We start from the raw sequence: 19,939 nt of genomic DNA on the forward strand, positions 1-19,939 counted from the left end.
GCCGCTAGTCCTGGCAGCAGTTGTATTGGGCATAGTAACGGCTCAGGAATGTTTCAAAAGTACCGCTATCCTGCGCTTCAATTTCTTTTTGCTTGAGCAGTGAGGTTTCTGCCTGCTGTAAGAAGTCTTGCAGATAGTCGCTGTCCAGAGGGCGCTCCAGGAAGTAGCGGCGGTGCTGTTCGGCTTTATCCATAGCCCACTGGGAAAAGGTAATGTTTTGTTCGCGCATCTCTGCCAGTATCTGCTGTGCCGGTGTGAGGATATCCCCTTTCACCTTGGCCTTCTGCACGCCCACTGAGCCGCGGTATTGCGAGCCGCCCCAGGCGTTATCCAGCAGTTCTGCCACTGAGTCGACCTCTTCCAATAATTGGGTGGCCCAGTCGCTCAGTTTACGCTCGCCACCGTTATCCAGCAGCGTCAGTTCCGGTTCGTGACCCCGGTAGACGATACGTTGTTGGTTCTCCTGGGTACTGCGGTAATCGGCATCACTGGTTTTGGGGCTGTCGGTGAGCAGGCAGTGCAGCAGGAAGCTATCGAGGAAACGCATTTGCTGGGCGTCAATTCCCAGGGGAGCGAAGGGGTTCAGGTCGAGGCAGCGGACCTCAACATATTCGACACCGCGATTATCCAGGGCAGACAGCGCTGTTTCGCCCCGTTTGGCGGGGTTTTTGGGACGGATCGGTGAGTAAAACTCATTCTCGATTTGTAGTATGCCTGTGGACAATTGCTGGTAGTCGCCGCCTTCATTTTTAACCCCCATTTCCTGGTAAGGGCCGTAGGAACTGCTGATCGCTGAACAGAGCGTGGATAAATAGCTGCGCAAGTCGTTGTAGCAAACCACTAGTGACTGCTGCACGTTGCTGTTGTAGCCCAGGTCGCCCATACGCAGGGACGTAGCGTGGGGCACGTGCAGAGTGTGGTCATCCCCATTGAAGGGCTCAAGACTGTGCTCGCGGCCATCGACAAAAGAAGCGCATACCGCAGGTGCGGCGCCAAACAGGTAAATCAGCAACCAGTAATTGCGGCGGAAATTGCGAATTAGATCGAAGTAGCGACGGGTTTTAAAACTCTTTAAATCCTCACTGCTGCCTTCGATTTCATGCAGCCACAGCCAGAACTCTTCAGGAAGCGAAAAGTTGTAGTGGATACCGGCGATAGTTTGCATGGCGCGGCCGTAGCGCAACCCCAGGCCCAGCCGGTAAATAGTTTTCATTGTGCCGCTGTGAGAGCTGCCGTAGCGGGCAACGGGAATATCTTTATCTTCGCCAATCGCACAGGGCATGCTGTTAACCCACAGGCGCTCGTCACCGATCTGGTTGTAGGTGTAGCGGTGGATACGGTCCAAGACCTGTAACGCTTCCTCAGGGGTCGCTACTGGCGGCGTAATAAATTCCAGTAGGGCCTCGGAGAAGTCGGTAGTAATACTTTCATGGGTAAGTGCGGAGCCCAGTGCTGTGGTATGCGGCGTTTGCGCAAGGGCGCCATCGGGAGCGACACGCAGGCTCTCTTTCTCGACACCGCGGAGGATGCCTTTGAGCAGTTGGGCTGGTTTGGCTTGCGATAGCGCGGCCAGGTGGGAAATGGGCACTCGAATCTCCTTGGTACTACCGGAACGCTTCTTTATCGCTGCCATCTCGGGCGACTCTCTGTGCCGGTGCTGAATGTTCTGGCGCTCAGGCGGCGGATTCAGATTTGTTTTCGTCAGGCTGTGCGGGCGTTTCAGCGGGCGCTGGTTCCGGGGCAACCTCAGGCGCTTCTTCCGGTGCGACTTCAGGCGCAGGCTGGGGTTCTATCTCCGGGTTGGCCTGCTCTGGCAGTTCCTCAGGTATTGAGGGGGTGATTTCAGGGTCACCCTGACTCTCATCACTGGATACCGGTGCCAGAGCTTCCTCGGGGATCTGGGGGTGCCCCTTAATGCTGAGTTCGCACAGCAGCAATTCAATGCGTAGGCTCACATTGCGAGTATTGGCCTCGAACATCTGGTTGATAGCGACGTCTTTATGCTCGCTGCGAAACAGTTTGTTCGGCTCGCGGCCATCGGTCCATTCGCCGCTTTTACTCAGGAACTGCTGGTGCTGATTGGTCAGCACGTACACATGACTCATTATGTTGGGCAACTTTGATGCTGTGACAGAAAGGCAGTTTAGCGACGGGGGCTTTATGGCTCAAGAACTCCGTTAGAGCGAAAGCGGTAAATGCCTGCTCTAACGGGTTAAGTGAGGAAATCTGTGATCTTTACAGGGTTTCCAGGGGATAGTTGTCCGGGTAGGGCAGGCGCGCACAGCCACTGTCTACGGCTGCTCGAGCTACGGCCGAAGCCACCTCAGGCAGTAAACGCGGGTCGGTTGGCTTGGGCAGGATATAGTTGGGCCCGAAGCTGAGCTCGATACCGCCATAACCTTCGCGCACTGAATCCGGTACCGGCAGGTGGGCAATTTTGCGGATCGCCTCGATCGCTGCCAGCTTCATCTCTTCATTAATGCGCGCAGCGCGAACATCCAGGGCACCCCGGAAAATAAACGGGAAGCAGAGGACGTTGTTAACCTGGTTTGGGTAGTCGGAACGGCCTGTGGCCATAATCAGGTCGTCGCGCACACTGTGAGCCAACTCGGGCTTAATCTCCGGGTTGGGGTTAGAGCAGGCGAAGACCACCGGTTTTGGGGCCATGCGCTGTAGCTGCTCGGCGGAGAGCAGGTCCGGGCCGGATACCCCGAGGAATACATCCGCACCGGCGATGGCATCGTCGAGGGTGCGCATATCGGTATCCCGTGCCCACTCACCTTTGTAGGCGTTGATATCCGTTCGACCCGAGTGGATAACCCCACGGCTGTCGAGCATGGTGATCTGCTCTTTGCGCGCTCCGGCAGCCAGCAGCAGTTTGCAGCAGGCCGTCGCAGCGGCACCTGCGCCCAGGCAGACCATATGCACTTCACTAATTTTCTTACCCTGAATCTCCAGAGCATTGAGCATACCGGCAACGGTCACAATGGCGGTGCCGTGCTGATCGTCGTGAAAAACCGGTACCGGGCAGCGCTCGATTAGAGTCTCTTCAATATGGAAACACTCTGGCGCCTTAATATCTTCGAGGTTGATACCGCCGAAGGTGTTGGCGATTGAGGCCACGGTCTGAATAAACTGCTCCGGGCTGCTGGCATCAACTTCGATATCTACTGAGTTGATATCGGCAAAGCGTTTAAACAGCAGTGACTTGCCTTCCATCACGGGTTTTGAGGCCAGCGGGCCCAGATTGCCGAGACCGAGAATGGCACTGCCATTGGAAATGACTGCTACCAGATTACCTTTGCCGGTGTATCGATAGGCTGCTTCTGGGTCCTTGGCAATTTCTCGCACCGGTTCGGCGACGCCGGGACTGTAAGCCAGGGACAGGTCTTCCTGGGTTTCGGCAGGGGTCGTCAGCTCTACTGAAAGTTTGCCGGGACTGGGGAGCGCGTGGTAATCGAGCGCTGCCTGGCGCAATGAATCCGTCATTTGGGGGCTTATCTCTCGAATACTGTGGGCAACACTTAAGTGTTATCCCGGTTACTGCGGGGGCCAGAGAATAACCGAGGGAAGCTTGGCGCTACAAGCGTGAAAATCTGCAATAAGTGGTACGGACTTCTATTTTTATCGTGCCTATCGACGATTTTCAGGATAAATAGCCGCATTAATCTGATTTATAAGGATAAAGTTATCGCCATTGGCGGAAAGGTTAAGCGATTCAAGTCGATTTTGATTTTACATACAGAGGATTACAGCAGCGGGGTATGAAACGCTGAGAATAGATACAAAAAAGGCACCATCGCAGTGCGAGGTGCCTTTTTGGAATGGACCCTGCCGCAAGCGGCGGGTCCATTCGAGCGAAGAGCCCGGATTATTTGCCGATACGGCTGCCGAAACGCTTCTTGAAACGGTCAACACGACCACCAGTGGTAGCCTGCTTCTGCTTGCCAGTGTAGAAAGGGTGACACTGCGAGCAAACGTCGATTTGCAGGTCTTTGCCCAGAGTGGAGCGGGTTTTTACAACATTGCCGCAGGAACAGGTAGCGGAGATGTCGGTGTAGTTAGGATGGATATCTGCTTTCATGATTGCCTCTTTTCGAAACCGCCACTCGATCTTTTGCCGAGCACGGCATCGTCATTGGTGCAGGAACCAGTATGGTTCCAGGCTGTTTAAAAAGTCGGCGCATACTATCAGATTAATGTCGCGGTTCAAGCACAAATGGGTGGCGAAATGACTGAGGATGGCCACTTGTTAGCATTGCACAACAGCTTTGATAGCAATTGACCTCACTAATTCCTCTGTGACGCCTAAGTTGCCAATTCGGTCATAACAACCATTATCCCCGACGAAGCCCTGCAACTTGCCACATCTGCCATTACACTAGCGCCTTTTGCTTGAGTGAGTGGGGGCCAGGTGCAGGAGTCAGTCCAACAAAGAGTCATTTTAAGGCTGGCAGTGCCCGTGCCCCTGAGGCGCTTGTTTGACTATTTGCCGCCAGAGGGACTGTCGCCGGAGTCACTGCGGCCCGGCCAGCGCCTCTGGGTGCCCTTTGCCGGGCGCAAGTTAGTGGCAGTACTATTGGATATAGTGCAGGAGTCGCCGCACAGCAGTTTGAAGCCAGCGCTGGAACTGGTGGATTCGGAGGTTCTGTTTGGTGATGGCAGCCGCAAGCTGCTGTCCTGGATTGCCGACTATTACCAGGCGCCCCTCGGCGAGGTCTACGCCGCTGCCCTGCCCGTGGCACTGCGCAAAGGTAAGCCGTCTGATCATTGGGCGGAGCAGTGGCTTCAGCTCACGACAGAGGGAAAGGGCTTACCGGAAACTGCACTGGCACGCGCGCCCAAGCAGCAGGCTCTGTTCCAGTTGCTGTTGAGTGATGGCAAGCAGAGCCGAACCCACCTTAAGACCCTCGGCCACAATACCCCCGTGATTCGAGCCCTACAGGATCGCGGCCTGGTGGAGTGGATTCTAGGCCCTACCGTACCTGCGCCGCTACCCGCAGCAGAGAGTACACCGGCTCCGGAGCTGAATAGCGAACAGCAACAGGTGCTCGACAGTATCGATTGCAGCGGCTTCTCTACTTCATTACTGGAGGGCACCACCGGCAGTGGCAAGACCGAAGTTTATCTGCGTCTGATGCAGCGGGTCCTGGATAGTGGCCGCCAGGCATTGTTACTGGTGCCGGAGATTGGACTTACGCCGCAAACGCTGAGGCGTATTGCTGCACGATTTCCCAAGCACAGTATTGCGGCGTTGCACTCAGGCTTGGCTGACGGCGAGCGCGCTCAATCCTGGTTGGCGGCAGCGGGTGGGCAGGCAGATATTGTGATCGGCACCCGCTCAGCCATTATGACCCCCCTGCCCAGGCTCGGCGTTGTGATTGTCGATGAAGAGCACGATGCCTCTTTTAAACAGCAGGACGGGGTGCGCTATTCGGCCCGGGACTTGGCCGTGGTTTTGGGGCGCAATAATAATGTGCCGGTGGTTTTGGGTTCGGCCACGCCCTCTCTGGAAACCCTGCACAACGCTTTGAATGGGCGCTATCAACACCTGCATATGCGCTATCGCGCCGGTGATGCCAAGCCACCGCAAATTCACGTAGTGCCGACACTGCGGGAGCCTCTGGAAGAGGGGTTTTCTTCCCAGGTGCTGCGCCATATCGGCGATACGCTCGCGCGGGGTGAGCAGGCCCTGGTGTTTATCAATCGGCGCGGCTTTGCCCCCGCGCTGACTTGTGATGATTGCGGCTGGCTGGCGGATTGCCCACACTGCTCGAGCAAGCTGACTATGCACCGGCGGCAACGCCAGTTGCGCTGCCACCACTGCGATTACCGCCGCCCGCTGGTTGACAGCTGCCCACAATGTCACAGCCGTTCGATTTCGGCCCTGGGTGCCGGCACGGAACGCAGCGAGGAACTGTTGGCCCGTCGCTTTGCCGACTACCCGGTGATACGTGTGGACCGGGATACCACGGCGAGCAAACAGGCGCTGGATAAATTGTTAGCACCGGCGCGAGAGGGCGAGCCCTGCCTGTTGTTAGGAACCCAGATGCTGGCCAAGGGGCACCATTTGCCCAAGGTCACTTTGGTAGTGATCCAGGATGCCGATGGCGGCCTGTTCAGCGCAGATTTCCGCGCGCCAGAGCGTACCGGCCAGTTATTGGAACAGGTGGCGGGTCGTGCGGGGCGCGGCAGTCTCAGTGGGCGGGTATTGGTTCAGAGCCGCTTCCCCGAGCACCCGCTTTTACAATTGCTGCTGGAAAAAGGCTATGGCGCTTTTGCGCGCCAGTTGCTGAGGGATCGCACGGTTGCACAGTTGCCTCCCGCCAGCGCTATGGCACTGGTGAGAGCGGAGTGTGAAGAGCCTGGTTGGGCCGAAGAGTTTCTACAAAATGCGCGACTCTTTATGCAGTCCCTGGCACCCCCATCGCCGCAGATCCAATATCTGGGGCCGGTGCCGGCACTACTGGAACGCAAATCCGGGCGCTTCCGATTTTATATTCAGGTCACCGCACAAAACCGAGCCCACTTACAGCCGCTGCTGGCGCGAGTGTGTGCTTGGGCGGAGGGCAATAAAAATCGCCGCCTGCGCTGGGCTGTGGATATGGATGCGCAGGAATTATCGTGAATATGCGCTGGGTTACGCGCCTGGCACTAAATTGGCGGTACAATTCACAAACCGCTAAAACCTTGCAGGGAAGAAATTTTCGATGAGCCGTCGCACCAGTAATCGCCGCAGTAAAAAAGCCGCAGGCAAACCCGCATGGGTTTGGTTTGTCCTGGGGAATTTTGTCGGTGGCTTTGCGGTGGCCGTACTGTTTCTTCAGGGCATGGACAAGGACAGCCGGGGAATAAGCAGCATTAAGCCAAAGGCGGTACAGCAGCGAGAGGAAACATCGCCTCAACCGCGTTTTGATTTTTATACAAAATTAAAAGAAAACGAAGTCACGGTACCCCCGCCCAAAGTGGCACAACCGGCGCGCCGCAGTGACTCCACCAACAATTCCCAGAGTAGTAGCTCGTCGGAACCCGATCGCAGCACCCCGGCACAGGTATATATCCTGCAGGCGGCATCGTTTCGCGATGCCTCTGAAGCGGAGCGCCTGCGCGTTGAGCTGACCCTGGCCAACCTGGAGGTCAAAGTGGAATCGGCCACCGATAACCGGGGAACCTGGCATCGGGTACTGGTGGGCCCTTATAGCAACCGCTCCCGGATGGCCAAAGCGCGCCAGACACTGGCTGAGCATCGCCTGATGCCGCTGGTGCTAAAACGCCCGGCGACCCAGTGACCATCAATTCCGTTTATTAAGGTGTGTTGCCCCACTCAGTAATTGTGACCTCTCTTATTGAAATCGGCGCGAACCGTCCTCACTTACCTAGTCTGAAGATAATTCCCCGGCGCGGGCACTTCGATGCCCGCTGCCAGAGTACACGCGCAATCCGAGAGGTCTCCATTGGAACAGTATCGCGGAACTACTATTTTATCCTGTCGCCGCAACGGCAAAGTTGTGATTGGCGGCGACGGCCAGGTGTCCATGGGCAACACCGTTATGAAAGGCAATGCACGCAAGGTGCGTCGCCTGTACAAAGATAAGGTTATTGCCGGTTTTGCCGGTGGTACTGCAGACGCTTTCACCCTGTTCGAACGTTTTGAAGCCAAGCTTGAGGCCCACGGTGGCCAGCTGACCCGCGCCGCTGTGGAGTTGGCCAAAGATTGGCGTACCGACCGCGCCCTGCGCCGCTTGGAGGCCCTGCTGGCGGTTGCTGATTCCACTGCCAGTTTGATTGTGACCGGTAATGGCGACGTGATTCAGCCGGAAGACGACCTGATTGCTATCGGTTCCGGTGGCCCCTTCGCCCAGTCGGCAGCCCGTGCGCTGCTGGACAATACCGATATGGATGCCCGCTCTATTGTGGAGCAGGGACTGAAGATCGCCGGTGATATCTGTGTTTACACCAACCAGAACCACACCATCGAAGAACTGGCTTATTGATTACCGGGTACACCTTAGAGTGACCGGCTGGCGGGCTGTTTAAGCCCCCGCAAGAATTTTTGCAGGAATTTGTATGTCCCAGATGACACCCAGAGAAATTGTCCACGAACTCGACCGCCATATTGTTGGCCAGCAGGAGGCCAAGCGTGCGGTAGCCATTGCGCTGCGAAACCGCTGGCGCCGTATGCAGGTTAGTGAAGACCTGCGCGCCGAGATCACGCCGAAAAATATTTTGATGATCGGCCCTACCGGCGTGGGCAAGACGGAAATTGCCCGCCGCCTGGCCAAACTGGCGAACGCGCCCTTTATCAAGGTAGAGGCGACTAAATTTACCGAAGTGGGCTATGTCGGTCGGGATGTAGAGTCGATTGTCCGCGATCTTGTTGAGATGGCAGTGAAGCAGGAACGCGAGCAGGCCATGGCTGGTGTTGAGCAGCGCGCTATGGATGCCGCAGAAGAGCGCATCCTCGATGCCCTGTTGCCTCCGGCGCGCTCCACCGAGCCCACCGATAAGGATTCCAGCACTCGCCAGCTGTTCCGCAAGAAGTTGCGCGAAGGTGATCTCGATGACAAAGAGGTTGAGGTGGATCTGGCCGCTGCGCCCATGGGCGTAGAAATTATGGCCCCTCCCGGTATGGAGGAGATGACCAACCAGCTCCAGGGCATGTTCTCCAATATGTCCCAGGGCAAGACTCGCAAGAGCAAGCTGCCGGTCAAGCAGGCCCTCAAGCAGCTCACCGACGAGGAAGCGGCCAAGCTGGTCAACGACGAAGATGTTAAGACCCGTGCGATCCGCGCTGCCGAACAGAATGGCATCGTATTTATCGATGAAATCGATAAAGTCGCCAAGCGCCAGGAGAGCGGCGGTGCCGATGTTTCCCGCGAAGGAGTACAGCGCGACCTGCTGCCACTGATTGAAGGCAGCACGGTTAACACCAAGTACGGCATGATCAAAACCGACCACATCCTGTTTATTGCCTCTGGCGCCTTCCACCTGTCCAAGCCCTCGGACCTGATTCCCGAGTTGCAGGGTCGTCTGCCCATTCGCGTGGAATTGAATTCGCTGAGCTCCGCAGATTTCGAGCGCATCCTCACCGAGCCGTCCGCTTCCCTTACCGAGCAGCAAAAAGCATTGCTGGCCACTGAGGGGCTGGAACTGCAATTTAGTGAAGACGGTATTCGCCGCATCGCGGAAGTGGCCTTCGAGGTGAATGAGCGTACCGAGAATATCGGTGCACGCCGACTGCACACGGTATTGGAGCGCTTGCTGGAGGAAATTTCCTTTGATGCGGGCGATGGCAATACTTCTCTGAATATTGATGCCGCCTATGTGGACAGCCATCTGGGCGAGTTAAGCCAGAACGAAGACCTGTCGCGTTTTATTTTGTAAATCAATGAAACCGCAAAAAATCCGATTAAATCGCGCAGAGAAAAGCCTGCACCTGGTATTTGGCGATGCTGAATTTACCTTGCCGGCAGAGTACCTACGCGTCTACTCCCCCAGCGCCGAAGTGCGTGGCCACGGTGCCAGCGAACCGGTGCTGGTCAGTGGCAAAATACATGTGGGTATCGATACGGTGGAGGCGGCTGGCCGCTATGCGCTAAAAATCGATTTCGACGATGGCCACGACACCGGTATTTTTACCTGGGAGTATTTGCACGAACTAGCTGAAAACTATTCGTCCAACTGGGAGGCTTACCTTCAGCGCCTGCGCGATGCCGGCCAGGGCCGCGACCCGGATGAGAGTGTGGTGAAGTTTATCGGCTAGTGGCAAATTGATCGGTAATGACAACCGCTCTCCAGTGGGCGGTTCCACCCTTCTCTCTCTTAATATCTCCCCACTCTTCTCAATAATTTATTACTGAAATAATTAATCTTTGGTACATCTTTGCCAAATATTGCCCGCTTTAGGTAATTCTTTGATATTCATTGATTTTAAGAGCAAAGATATTAACAACGTAACCGGCGCGTAATTCTTTTGTCACATTTTGGAACTCTAATGCTCGCCAAATTAACGAGTTTCGGAGGCCCCCATGGCAAAAACAATTGCCCGCGCACTGAGCGCCTTTTGTCTGATTCCTCTCGCTTCCGCGGTTTCCGCCGCGAGCCTGCCCGATTACCAAACTAAGAGTGAATGGTTTACCGAGGCGTCCGATCGCCTGGAAGAACGCACTTCTCTCTCCCGTGAAGCCAAAACTGCAAAAAACGTCATCCTGTTTGTTGGCGATGGCATGGGGATATCCACCCTGACCGCAGCTCGTATCTTCGAGGGCCAGCGCCGCGGTGAACCCGGTGAAGAGAACAGCCTTTCTTTTGAGGAGTTTCCTCACAGTGCCCTGATCAAAACCTACAACACTAACCAGCAGACCCCGGATTCCGCCGGCACCATGACCGCGATGATGACGGGTGTAAAAACCCGCGCCGGTATGATCAATGTGGATGGCAAGGGCTTGGTGGCTGACTGTGCTGCGAGTAAGGGTCTGGGTTTGAACAGCTTCCTCGAGATGATGGAAAGCCGCGGTAAGGCTACCGGCATTGTTTCTACCGCACGCCTCACCCACGCGACTCCGGCAGCCACTTATGCCCACAGTGCCAGCCGCAAGTGGGAACACGCGGCCGATGAGGGCTGTACCGATATCGCCACACAAATGGTGGAAATGAATATCGGCGATGGCATGGAAGTCATGCTCGGTGGTGGGCGCAACTACTTTACACCGGTGGCCGAGGGTGGCCTGCGTGAGGACGAGCGCAATCTAACGGGTGAATGGCTGCTGCGCTATGACGGTGAGCAAAATGCGGTTTACGTCGAAAATGGTTTCGAACTGTCGGCAGTGGATATCGCCAAAACAGATAAGCTGTTGGGTCTCTTTACCGAAGACCACATGAGCTACGATGCCGACCGCATCGCCAAGAATAGCGAAGAGCCCAGTATCGTCGAGATGACCACCACCGCTATCGATATGCTGCAAAAGGATGAAGACGGCTTCTTCCTGATGGTGGAATCCGGCCGAGTCGATCACGCTCACCATTCCGGTAACGCCTATAACGCGCTAAATGAAGCTATTGAGCTGTCTGATGCGGTCAAGGCAGCGCTACAGAAAGTGAACCTGGAAGAAACCCTGATCCTGGTGACTGCTGACCACAGTCACGTAATGAACATGGCGGGCTATCCCACCAGGGGTAACCCTATCCTGGGCAAGGTGATCGGCAACGATGACAGCGGCGCACCGAATGAGGCCGTCTCTCTGGCCGAGGATAATAAGCCTTACACCACCTTGACCTACACCAATGGCCGTGGCTTTGCCGATTTGGGTACTGAAACCGATGCAGACAAGCGCGATGACTATGATATCGCCGCCGGTCGTCACGACTTAACGAATGTGGATACCGAGATGCCAGGTTTCCACCAGGAATCCCTGGTTGCCCTGGGGGGCGAAAGCCACGGCGGTGAGGATATCAGTCTGCACGCGATCGGCGCCGGTGCCGAAAAAGTGCAGGGACATCTGGAACAGAATGCGGTTTTCCACATAATGACTGCCGCGACCGATCTGTCGCTGTTAGAAGAATAATTGGGGATATTGACCATGAAACAGTTTAAAAAGACCCTGCTGGCCTTTTCCGTTGCCGTACTGGCCAGTGCCTGTAGCGACGATAACTCCAGCTCCAACAATGTTGCCGAAGTGCCGGATGCTACAGAAAAACCGCAGCAGCAGAATTACTTAGGCCTTTCCCCAACCCAAAGTGAAAGCAGCTGGTTCGAAGATGGCCAGAAAGCCGTAGCTGCGGCGAGCGCAGAGAAGATCAACAATACGCCGGGTGCCGCGAAAAATATTATTTTGTTTGTAGGCGATGGCATGGGTATCTCCACTGTCACCGCTGCGCGTATCTTCGCTGGCCAAAAACTGGGCCTCGATGGCGAGGAATATCAGTTGAGCTTCGAAAAGATGCCCTTTGCTGGCTTGGTAAAAACTTATAACACCAACCAGCAGACTCCGGATTCCGCTGGCACCATGACCGCTTTGGTTACCGGAGTGAAAACCAAGGCGGGTATCCTGAGTGTGGCTGAAGATGTCGCCCGCGGTGACTGCGCTGCCAGCCTCGAACGTCCCCTGACCACCTCCCTGGAGCTGGCCGAGGAACTGGGGAAAAGCACCGGTATCATCAGCACCGCGCGTATCACCCATGCCACGCCCGCAGCGACTTATGCCAAGGTGCCTGAGCGTGAGTGGGAATACACTGCTCCAGACGGCTGTCGCGATATCGCCACCCACCTGGTTGAATTGGAGGCCGGTGATGGTATCGACGTTGTAATGGGCGGCGGACGCCGCAACTTCCTGCCAGCGGACTTCACCGATGCGGAAGGCAAGACTGGTAAGCGCACCGATGGGCGCAATCTGATTGAAGCGTGGAAAACTCGTTATAACGATGGCGTAACCACCGCGCACTATATGGAAGACAAAGCCGGGTTTGACCAGCTGGATGTGACTAACATCGATAAGCTATTGGCGTTATTTAACTCCTCTCATATGCGCTATGAGGCCGATCGTGGCAACGATGTTGGCGGCGAGCCTTCCCTGAGTGAGATGACTGCCAAGGGCATCGAGATGCTCCAGCAAAACGATAAGGGTTACTTCCTGATGGTGGAGTCCGGGCGTATCGACCACGGTCACCACGCCAATAATGCCTACAATGCTCTCAGCGATGCGGAAGAGTTTGCCAAGGCGGTGCAGGTAGCCCTGGATAACACCAGTGCCGAGGATACTCTAATCGTTGTTACCGCGGACCACAGTCACGTGATGACCATTGCCGGTGGGACTACCCGTGGCAACCCAATCCTCGGTAAGGTAGTTAAAAATGACAAGACCGGTGTGGCTGAAGATATGCCCAAGCTGGATAAGACGGGCTTGCCTTACACTACCCTGAACTATGCCAATGGTCGCGGTTTTGCACATTACGGCGACAATACCGATGCTGATGACCGCTACTATGACGATATTGTTCAAGGGCGTCAGGATCTTACCGATGTGGACACCACCGCTCCCGGCTTCCACCAGGAAGTCCTTGTTCCTCTTTCTGGAGAAACCCACGGCGGCGAAGATGTGGGTGTCTGGGCTCGCGGTCCCGGTGCCCACTTGGTGAGCGGCACCAATGAGCAGAACTACCTGTTCCATGTGATGGCTCGCGCCGGCGGCCTGCTGGAGCAGAGTGCCAAATAAATCGGGGATCTTCGGGCGCGGGAAATATTCCCGCGCCTTTTTCGTTTTTATAACGAATAATCTCGAATCCCTTTACGCCTGCTCAACTTAGATCACAAGTTTTTTGTGGGCGAAGAACTCAGCGCAGCCTTTTTCTATTTCCAAGCGCAATCGCACCTTGTGCCAGTCGCACATTTCCAACAGCTTGATCAACTCTTTCCCCAATGGTTCTCCAACCGTGATGCCAAAACGACAGAGCAGGTAGAGATCGCGCCAGTCTCCCAATAGTTGCGCGAGTTGTTTTAGCGGTTCACAGCGCAGCGCTACAGATTGGGGGTGGCTCTCTCTGAGTAGGCGGCTGTGGTACCAGTGATCTTTTACCCATTTGCGCAATTGGTGGAGTTTATGGGCGTTGTCTCCTTCTCGTGCCTTCAGCCAGGCTTTGCGCGCGCGCTGGTAGCCACGTAAATATCCGGCATCGATATCACCCCAGCGAATATCGTGCAGGGGCCATTCTTCAATGCTCTCCCGCGCTTCAGTCAACAACCCTTCAACCCGAATAAGATTCTCTTCGTCTCGCAGTGACTGCTGTATCTGACGCAGTACCCTATGCGTTTTTTCAAAGTGATTGGGTGGAGCCAGGGTGAGAAGCGCGGTGCGTATGGAGACCAGGTCGCGCCCAGCTGACAGGCATCGTGCCAATTTCCGGTAGCGATCGTTCTCGCGTCGGAACAGTGGATTTTTATTCGGGTAAATCAGGCGCAGCAGGGCGCGCAGTTTCTTACAGTGTTTGCGCAGTTCGTGCACGGCGTGCTCATCTGGCAACAACTGGGCATTACTGTTGGCGGCGTGTATTTCTGTGCGTGCTGTACGGCGCAGACTCACTACAGCGGGCGTGTCGCTATCGAGCCGGTAATCCATGAGAGAACCCTGGGTCCCGTTGTTACTCTTGTGTGAATTAATTTTAGTGAGTTGCCGCTGGGGGAATCATGGGCGCTGTTCCGCCGGCTTGGTCGATGTACAATGGCGCACTGAATTTGGCTCAGCAGGCAGCACAGCATGAAGGATCGCAAGACCACCCACTTCGGCTACCAAGAGGTCCCGGTGGAGGAAAAGGCCGGTCGTGTGGCGGAAGTGTTCCACTCAGTGGCGGCGCGTTACGACGTAATGAACGACTTGATGTCCGGGGGTATCCACCGCCTCTGGAAGCGTTTCACCATCGAATTGTCCGGTGCGCGACCGGGACAGAAAATCCTCGATATCGCCGGGGGTACTGGCGATCTCACCGCGCGTTTCTCGCGTATCGTGGGCGCTAGTGGTCAGGTGGTACTGGCAGATATTAATGAATCGATGCTTAGGGTCGGCCGCGACCGCCTGCTCGATCGAGGCATCGCCGGCAACGTAGTGCCGGTACAGGCGGATGCCCAGTACCTGCCCTTCCCGGACAATACCTTTGATTGCATCACGATCGCTTTCGGCTTGCGCAATGTCACGGATAAGGACCTGGCACTGCGCTCCATGTTGCGCGTGTTGAAACCCGGTGGCCGATTGTTAGTGCTGGAGTTTTCCAAGCCCCAGTCGAAGCTGTTGGAGAAAGTCTACGATCAGTACTCTTTCCGCCTGTTGCCATTTATGGGCAAACTGGTTGCCAATGATGCGGACAGCTATCGCTACCTGGCGGAGAGTATCCGCATGCATCCAGATCAGGAAACCCTCAAGGGGATGATGGCGGATGCCGGTTTTGTCGATTGTGAATTCCACAATATGACCGGCGGAATTGTCGCCTTGCACCGGGGCATCAAGCCCTGAAAAACTGCATAAGCCTATTTTTTCTCTGAGCGCAGGCACGAGGCCGTAAACCGCCATGAGCGACCCCACTTTTCGCGCGGGATTTGATGCCGCGCTGGAAACCACAATTAATGCTGCCCTCCAGTATGACCCGGCGACACGCGAGCGCCTTTCCGCACTGGATGGGAAAACCATGGCGCTGGATTTAACCGCCCCGCAACTACAGTTTTGCCTGTGTATCGAGGGTGACCAGGTGCGGGTGCGCCAGCACTGGGAGGGGGAAGTCACCACCCAGTTGAGCGGTTCAGCGCTGTCTTTTGTACGCCTGATCAAAGACCCGGATGCAACTCCTGCCGGGCTGGGGGTGTCAGTGAGCGGCTCCAGTGCCCTGCTGGCAGAACTGCAATGGATCTTGAGTGACCTGGATATCGATTGGGAAGCGCCGCTGGCACAAGTGGTTGGCGATATTCCCGCCCACTCAATTGGCAATGTCCTGCGCGATGCTGCCCGCTGGTTGGGAGGCAATCTGAATCGAGCGCCTGAAGTGGCGGCAGAGGCTATCAGTGAGGAGTGGCAGCTGACTCCACCCCAGGCCCAGTTCGAAGCATTTGTCGAAGACCTGGCCGAGGCCTCTCTAGCTGCTGAACGGCTCGAGGCGCGCGTACGCTTGCTGGAAGAACAATTTTCCCGCAGGGAGGCCGAGTAGTTTTGCCAGTTCGTCGAAGTCTCACAATTGCGCGGGTTTTTCTGCGCTATCGTCTCGATCAATTATTGCCAGCCGAGGAGCGCCCACTGTGGTTGCGGGGGTTGCTACTTCCGGTGAAGTTGCTGCCGCAGTCCAAGATACCACGGGGCGAAAGGCTGCGCCGAGCCTTGGAAGAGCTGGGCCCCATTTTCGTTAAATTCGGCCAACTTCTCTCCACTCGTCCCGACCTGCTACCGCCAGATATTGTCGAGCAATTAGATTATTTACAGGACAAGGTGCCGCCCTTCCCCAGTGACCAGTGCACGGCTCTGATCGAAGAAGCCCTTGGTGCCAAGGTGGATGAGGTCTTCGCCAAATTTGATCAGCAGCCACTGGCAGCGGCTTCAGTTGCACAGGTGCATGCGGCTGAATTAAAGAGCGGCGAATCAGTGGTTGTCAAAGTACTGCGCCCGGGCATTGATGAGGTAATCCAGGAAGACTTGAAGCTCCTGGGGGTGATCGCTCGTGGAATTGAACGCTTTGTGCCCGAAGGGCGCCGCATGCGCCCGGTGGAGGTGGTTGAGGACTATCGGCACACGATTGAAGGTGAATTGGACCTAACTCGTGAAGCGGCCAACGGCACCCAGCTCCGCCGCAACTTTACCAACTCCCCGCTGTTGTATATCCCCGAAGTGCACTGGGATTACACCCGTGAAAATGTCCTGGTGTTGGAGCGTATCGACGGTATCCCCGTCACCGACCTGGCCCAGCTTCGCGCCCAGGACACCAATATGCAGCTGCTGGCTGAGCGCGGTGTTGAGATCTTCTTTAAGCAGGTCTTCGAGTACAACTTCTTCCATGCGGATATGCACCCGGGCAACATTTTCGTTTCCAGGGAGCACCCGCAACGCCCGCAATATATTGCGATTGATACCGCAATCGTCGGCAGCCTGACACGGGAAGATCAGTACTATTTGGCGCGCAATCTCCTGGCGATGTTCCGCCGCGATTACCGTATGGTGGCGGAGCTGCACGTGCAAAGTGGTTGGGTTCGCTCCGACACGCCGATCAATGCCTTTGAGTCCGCTATTCGCTCGGTCTGTGAGCCCATTTTTGAAAAACCCCTGGGAGAAATTTCTTTCGCTCGGGTGTTGATTAGTCTGTTCCAGACTGCGCGCCGATTCGATATGGCGGTGCAGCCACAGCTGGTACTGTTACAAAAGACCCTGTTGAATATCGAAGGTTTGGGTCGACAGCTTTATCCGCAGCTGGATCTGTGGAAGACTGCTCATCCATTTTTAGAGCGCTGGATGCGCGATCGAATCCACCCCAAAACAATTGTGGGTGAGATAAAGCGCTACGGTCCGGAGTGGCTTGAGAAATTCCCGCAGATGCCACAGCTGGTGTACTCAGCTCTGGAGCAGTCGCGGGAACTGGCGCCCCAGTTAGAGGTAATTGGCGAGCAGTTGGCGGGCTCGCAACGCCGAGGCTTGCGCCAATATATTCGGCGGGTCGCCGGAGTTATGTTGGGCGTTGGCGCCATCGCCGTCAGTAAACCGGAATGGCTGGCTCAGTTGCCGCCGACCGGTTGGGTACTGGGCGTTGCTGCACTGGTGCTACTGCTGTGGCCCTAGGGCGCTTCGGCCTACACTGGAACTTCTAAGGATTGTTAGACATTGACTCAAATTCAAGCAAAGGCCGGTTTTCTCGATAAAGTCAGCTGGAACAGTGATGGCCTGGTTCCTGCGATTGCGCAGGATTTCAAAACCGGGCGGGTGTTGATGATGGCCTGGATGAACCGCGAATCGCTGGCGCTCACTGCCAGTGAGGGTTACGCAGTCTACTGGTCCCGATCCCGCAAGGGCCTGTGGCGCAAAGGAGAAACCTCCGGCTTCCTACAGAAGGTGCGTGAATTGCGCCTGGATTGTGACGGGGACACCGTATTAATGTTGGTCGAGCAGGAAGGTGGAATCGCCTGTCATACCGGACGCAGTAGTTGTTTCTATCACCTCCTTCAAGATGAAGAGTGGCAGGTGAATCAGCCGGTGATTCAGGACCCGAAGTCCATTTATAAGTGAAACAATTATGAAAGATGTGCTGCAACAGCTCGATGCGGTATTGGAAAGCCGTAAAAATAGCAGTGATGCTTCTGAATCCTATGTGGCCAGTCTACATAGCAAAGGCCTGAACAAGATTTTGGAAAAAGTCGGTGAAGAAGCCACTGAAGCTATTCTTGCAGCAAAAGACGCACAGAGTAGTGGCGATAATCGAGACCTGGTTGCCGAGACAGCGGACCTGTGGTTTCACTCGCTGGTCATGCTATCTCACTTGGGCGCTGATTCTCAGGACGTGGTTCGAGAGCTTGGGCGCCGATTTGGTCTTTCTGGCCTGGAAGAGAAAGCTGCGCGAACTAAGTAAAATTTGAATCACTTGTGGCACCACCCCTGATGGCGGGAGTGCCCGGTAAGAAACTCAAGCCATCCTATTGAATGTAATGGAGACAATTATGGGATTCGGTGGAATTAGTATCTGGCAGTTGTTGATTGTCCTGGTCATAGTCTTACTACTGTTCGGAACCAAGCGTTTGAAAAACCTCGGAGGCGATCTGGGTGGCGCAATTAAGGGTTTCCGCAAAGCGGTTAAGGATGAAGACAAATCCAAGGATGCTGATGAAGACAAAGATGTCGAGCGTCTCAAGCACGATGAGGAAGAGAAGCCAGGCCAAGACACTACTGTCAAAAATAAAGATAAACAGTCTCAGGACAAATAATCGGCAACGACTAAGGCGAGTGTCACTCTGTGTTTGATATCGGCTTTTTAGAACTATTGGTAGTTGCTGCCGTGGCCCTGTTGGTGGTTGGCCCTGAGCGACTGCCCGATGCGGTGCGTACCACTTCCCGCTGGTGGTCCGGTTTGAAGCGGACCTTACATAGTGCTCGCGAAGAATTGGAGCGAGAGGTTGGAGCCGATGATATACGGCGTGAACTTCACAACGAGCGCATTATGCGTGAGATTGAGGAGAGTCGTCGTGAGATGGAGCAAACCTTTAGCGAAGCCAATAAGGAAGTTCACGACGCGCTTAATCAGCCTGAAAAACCAAAAGTTGCAGGGACACCAGTAGAAAAACAGGCAGCTGGAGTCAACCATCCTGAGGCACCAAAACCTGAAAAGGCGATAGAGGAACCTGCTCATCCTCGTGCAGAGCAGGAGGATTATTTGCCAGAACAGGATGAAACTGCCGAGGAGTTACAGGACCCCGAATACCCGGAGCATTGGCATGACTTTGGGGACCCGGACCTAAACCCGGACCATCCTGAAAACATCGATGAAGATGAAGAAGAAAAACAAAGCGAGAAGAAAACATCGCAACAGGAAAAAGACAGCCAGTCATGAGCGATCAGTCCCAAGATAAGCATCAGCCTTTTATCGACCACCTGATCGAACTGCGTGATCGCCTATTGCGAATCCTTTTGGTCGTATTGGTCTTATTTGTCTGCTTGATGCCGTTTGCGTCTGAAATTTATAATTTTATTGCCCACCCACTACAGGAGCGTTTGGCGGGTGATGTTGGAATGATCGCTACAGAGGTGACTTCCACGTTCCTTACTCCGTTCAAAACGACCTTTATAGTTTCTTTTTTTATTGCAATCCCTTTTGTGCTTTACCAAGTTTGGTCATTTATTGCCCCGGGGCTGTATAAAAATGAAAAACGTATTGCTATTCCATTATTAATTAGTAGCGTCGCACTTTTTTATATCGGCATTGCATTTGCGTATTTTGTGGTCTTTCCCCTTCTTTTTGATTTCTTTGTTGGAACTGCTCCAGAAGATATTAAGGTAATGCCAGATATGCGCAGTTATCTGGATCTGGTGCTGAAGCTTTTTTTTGCTTTTGGTTTTGCTTTTGAAATCCCTATTGCGACAGTCCTACTGATCTGGAGTGGGGTAGTGGATGCCAAGACCCTGGCAAGTAAGCGCCCTTATGTGATTGTGGGATGCTTTTTAATTGGGATGCTACTGACACCGCCGGATATAATTTCCCAATCCTTATTGGCCTTCCCCATGTGGCTATTGTTTGAGATTGGCATTTTATTTGGGCGTTGGATGAAGTCTTCACCCAAAGATAAGCCTGCTACCTGAGATAAAAAGTCACCACTGGGCTTTCAGCGGTTAGCTTCACAGGCAGCGCTTGAGGTATTGCAGTTGCGCTCTCGATAGGGTTACTCACCTGAGAGCGCTAGCTATACGGGTACAACGCCGCACTCTCTTCTCAGTAG

At 54.9% G+C, this 19,939-nt stretch carries 20 protein-coding genes; 15 read left to right on the top strand and 5 right to left on the bottom strand.

All coding sequences use genetic code 11. The features are described 5' to 3' along the window. Window positions 1-4 precede the first annotated feature (4 nt). The 4 genes from gshA to rpmE all read right to left on the bottom strand — a co-directional run bounded on the left by gshA (window position 5) and on the right by rpmE (window position 4,084). Entirely contained in the window at window positions 5-1,633 is a 1,629-nt protein-coding gene (gene gshA, locus ACJJIN_RS18250) for a glutamate--cysteine ligase (protein ID WP_413663800.1), read from the bottom strand. Between the two features lie 40 nt (window positions 1,634-1,673). Continuing rightward, window positions 1,674-2,105 (bottom strand): hypothetical protein, encoded by a 432-nt coding sequence (locus tag ACJJIN_RS18255; RefSeq protein ID WP_444895679.1) that lies wholly within the window; start codon window positions 2,103-2,105, stop codon window positions 1,674-1,676. A 130-nt stretch (window positions 2,106-2,235) separates the two neighbouring features. After that, window positions 2,236-3,489, bottom strand: coding sequence for a malic enzyme-like NAD(P)-binding protein (locus tag ACJJIN_RS18260; RefSeq protein WP_108734997.1), 1,254 nt, complete (start codon window positions 3,487-3,489; stop codon window positions 2,236-2,238). A gap of 382 nt (window positions 3,490-3,871) precedes the next feature. Continuing rightward, window positions 3,872-4,084 carry a 50S ribosomal protein L31 gene (gene rpmE, locus ACJJIN_RS18265; RefSeq protein ID WP_108734996.1) on the bottom strand — a complete coding sequence of 71 codons (213 nt, stop codon included), beginning with the start codon at window positions 4,082-4,084 and terminating at the stop codon, window positions 3,872-3,874. Between the two features lie 330 nt (window positions 4,085-4,414). Between rpmE and ACJJIN_RS18270 the strand changes: the two genes are divergently transcribed. The 7 genes from ACJJIN_RS18270 (at window position 4,415) to ACJJIN_RS18300 (ending at window position 13,211) form a co-directional block, all read left to right on the top strand. Further along, window positions 4,415-6,628 (top strand): primosomal protein N', encoded by a 2,214-nt coding sequence (locus ACJJIN_RS18270; protein WP_444895680.1) that lies wholly within the window; start codon window positions 4,415-4,417, stop codon window positions 6,626-6,628. Window positions 6,629-6,710: 82 nt separating this feature from the next. Then, a complete protein-coding gene (locus tag ACJJIN_RS18275) occupies window positions 6,711-7,289 on the top strand; it encodes an SPOR domain-containing protein (protein ID WP_444895681.1) in 579 nt (192 codons plus the stop codon). A gap of 165 nt (window positions 7,290-7,454) precedes the next feature. Then, window positions 7,455-7,994 (top strand): ATP-dependent protease subunit HslV, encoded by a 540-nt coding sequence (gene hslV / locus ACJJIN_RS18280; RefSeq protein WP_108734993.1) that lies wholly within the window; start codon window positions 7,455-7,457, stop codon window positions 7,992-7,994. A 73-nt stretch (window positions 7,995-8,067) separates the two neighbouring features. Further along, window positions 8,068-9,384 carry an ATP-dependent protease ATPase subunit HslU gene (gene hslU, locus ACJJIN_RS18285; protein WP_282930670.1) on the top strand — a complete coding sequence of 439 codons (1,317 nt, stop codon included), beginning with the start codon at window positions 8,068-8,070 and terminating at the stop codon, window positions 9,382-9,384. 4 nt (window positions 9,385-9,388) lie between these two features. After that, window positions 9,389-9,763: a gamma-butyrobetaine hydroxylase family protein gene (locus ACJJIN_RS18290; protein WP_444895682.1), complete on the top strand. Its 375-nt coding sequence runs from the start codon at window positions 9,389-9,391 to the stop codon at window positions 9,761-9,763. A gap of 265 nt (window positions 9,764-10,028) precedes the next feature. Beyond that, window positions 10,029-11,564, top strand: a complete 1,536-nt coding sequence (locus ACJJIN_RS18295) for an alkaline phosphatase (protein ID WP_444895683.1) — start codon at window positions 10,029-10,031, stop codon at window positions 11,562-11,564. Between the two features lie 15 nt (window positions 11,565-11,579). Next, window positions 11,580-13,211 carry an alkaline phosphatase gene (locus ACJJIN_RS18300; RefSeq protein WP_444895684.1) on the top strand — a complete coding sequence of 544 codons (1,632 nt, stop codon included), beginning with the start codon at window positions 11,580-11,582 and terminating at the stop codon, window positions 13,209-13,211. Between the two features lie 87 nt (window positions 13,212-13,298). On the opposite strand, the gene ACJJIN_RS18305 is transcribed toward ACJJIN_RS18300, so the two are convergent. Further along, window positions 13,299-14,111 (bottom strand): CHAD domain-containing protein, encoded by an 813-nt coding sequence (locus ACJJIN_RS18305; RefSeq protein ID WP_444895685.1) that lies wholly within the window; start codon window positions 14,109-14,111, stop codon window positions 13,299-13,301. Between the two features lie 138 nt (window positions 14,112-14,249). Here ACJJIN_RS18305 and ubiE point away from each other — a divergent pair, with 138 nt between their 5' ends. The 8 genes from ubiE (at window position 14,250) to tatC (ending at window position 19,802) form a co-directional block, all read left to right on the top strand. Further along, window positions 14,250-14,999 carry a bifunctional demethylmenaquinone methyltransferase/2-methoxy-6-polyprenyl-1,4-benzoquinol methylase UbiE gene (gene ubiE / locus ACJJIN_RS18310; RefSeq protein WP_444895686.1) on the top strand — a complete coding sequence of 250 codons (750 nt, stop codon included), beginning with the start codon at window positions 14,250-14,252 and terminating at the stop codon, window positions 14,997-14,999. A gap of 55 nt (window positions 15,000-15,054) precedes the next feature. After that, window positions 15,055-15,684 (top strand): ubiquinone biosynthesis accessory factor UbiJ, encoded by a 630-nt coding sequence (locus ACJJIN_RS18315; protein WP_444895687.1) that lies wholly within the window; start codon window positions 15,055-15,057, stop codon window positions 15,682-15,684. Window positions 15,685-15,686: 2 nt separating this feature from the next. Continuing rightward, window positions 15,687-17,297, top strand: a complete 1,611-nt coding sequence (ubiB, locus tag ACJJIN_RS18320; protein WP_444895688.1) for a ubiquinone biosynthesis regulatory protein kinase UbiB — start codon at window positions 15,687-15,689, stop codon at window positions 17,295-17,297. A gap of 51 nt (window positions 17,298-17,348) precedes the next feature. Then, on the top strand, window positions 17,349-17,741 hold the full coding sequence (gene hisI, locus ACJJIN_RS18325) for a phosphoribosyl-AMP cyclohydrolase (protein WP_282934621.1): 393 nt from the start codon (window positions 17,349-17,351) through the stop codon (window positions 17,739-17,741). 7 nt (window positions 17,742-17,748) lie between these two features. Next, on the top strand, window positions 17,749-18,081 hold the full coding sequence (locus ACJJIN_RS18330) for a phosphoribosyl-ATP diphosphatase (protein ID WP_282930677.1): 333 nt from the start codon (window positions 17,749-17,751) through the stop codon (window positions 18,079-18,081). Between the two features lie 88 nt (window positions 18,082-18,169). Then, the gene (tatA, locus tag ACJJIN_RS18335) at window positions 18,170-18,433 is read left to right on the top strand and encodes a Sec-independent protein translocase subunit TatA (RefSeq protein WP_282930678.1); all 264 of its coding nucleotides are present in this window, start codon (window positions 18,170-18,172) and stop codon (window positions 18,431-18,433) included. Window positions 18,434-18,462: 29 nt separating this feature from the next. Beyond that, entirely contained in the window at window positions 18,463-19,056 is a 594-nt protein-coding gene (tatB, locus tag ACJJIN_RS18340; RefSeq protein WP_444895689.1) for a Sec-independent protein translocase protein TatB, read from the top strand. After that, on the top strand, window positions 19,053-19,802 hold the full coding sequence (gene tatC, locus ACJJIN_RS18345) for a twin-arginine translocase subunit TatC (protein WP_413663789.1): 750 nt from the start codon (window positions 19,053-19,055) through the stop codon (window positions 19,800-19,802). Before tatB ends, tatC begins: the two co-directional genes overlap by 4 nt. The last annotated feature ends 137 nt before the right edge of the window (window positions 19,803-19,939 follow it).

The sequence above is a fragment of the Microbulbifer maximicatervae (SeqCode) genome, assembly GCF_052467505.1.

Bases quoted from the DNA above. Each gene is read 5' to 3' on its own strand.
- ACJJIN_RS18255 (WP_444895679.1), bottom strand. From the start codon at position 2,105: ATGAGTCATGTGTACGTGCTGACCAATCAGCACCAGCAGTTCCTGAGT.
- tatA (WP_282930678.1), top strand. From the start codon at position 18,170: ATGGGATTCGGTGGAATTAGTATCTGGCAGTTGTTGATTGTCCTGGTC.
- ACJJIN_RS18300 (WP_444895684.1), top strand. From the start codon at position 11,580: ATGAAACAGTTTAAAAAGACCCTGCTGGCCTTTTCCGTTGCCGTACTG.
- ACJJIN_RS18295 (WP_444895683.1), top strand. From the start codon at position 10,029: ATGGCAAAAACAATTGCCCGCGCACTGAGCGCCTTTTGTCTGATTCCT.
- ACJJIN_RS18315 (WP_444895687.1), top strand. From the start codon at position 15,055: ATGAGCGACCCCACTTTTCGCGCGGGATTTGATGCCGCGCTGGAAACC.
- ACJJIN_RS18305 (WP_444895685.1), bottom strand. From the start codon at position 14,111: ATGGATTACCGGCTCGATAGCGACACGCCCGCTGTAGTGAGTCTGCGC.
- ACJJIN_RS18330 (WP_282930677.1), top strand. From the start codon at position 17,749: ATGAAAGATGTGCTGCAACAGCTCGATGCGGTATTGGAAAGCCGTAAA.
- ubiE (WP_444895686.1), top strand. From the start codon at position 14,250: ATGAAGGATCGCAAGACCACCCACTTCGGCTACCAAGAGGTCCCGGTG.
- ACJJIN_RS18290 (WP_444895682.1), top strand. From the start codon at position 9,389: ATGAAACCGCAAAAAATCCGATTAAATCGCGCAGAGAAAAGCCTGCAC.
- rpmE (WP_108734996.1), bottom strand. From the start codon at position 4,084: ATGAAAGCAGATATCCATCCTAACTACACCGACATCTCCGCTACCTGT.
- ACJJIN_RS18275 (WP_444895681.1), top strand. From the start codon at position 6,711: ATGAGCCGTCGCACCAGTAATCGCCGCAGTAAAAAAGCCGCAGGCAAA.
- hslU (WP_282930670.1), top strand. From the start codon at position 8,068: ATGTCCCAGATGACACCCAGAGAAATTGTCCACGAACTCGACCGCCAT.
- tatC (WP_413663789.1), top strand. From the start codon at position 19,053: ATGAGCGATCAGTCCCAAGATAAGCATCAGCCTTTTATCGACCACCTG.
- ACJJIN_RS18260 (WP_108734997.1), bottom strand. From the start codon at position 3,489: ATGACGGATTCATTGCGCCAGGCAGCGCTCGATTACCACGCGCTCCCC.
- gshA (WP_413663800.1), bottom strand. From the start codon at position 1,633: ATGGCAGCGATAAAGAAGCGTTCCGGTAGTACCAAGGAGATTCGAGTG.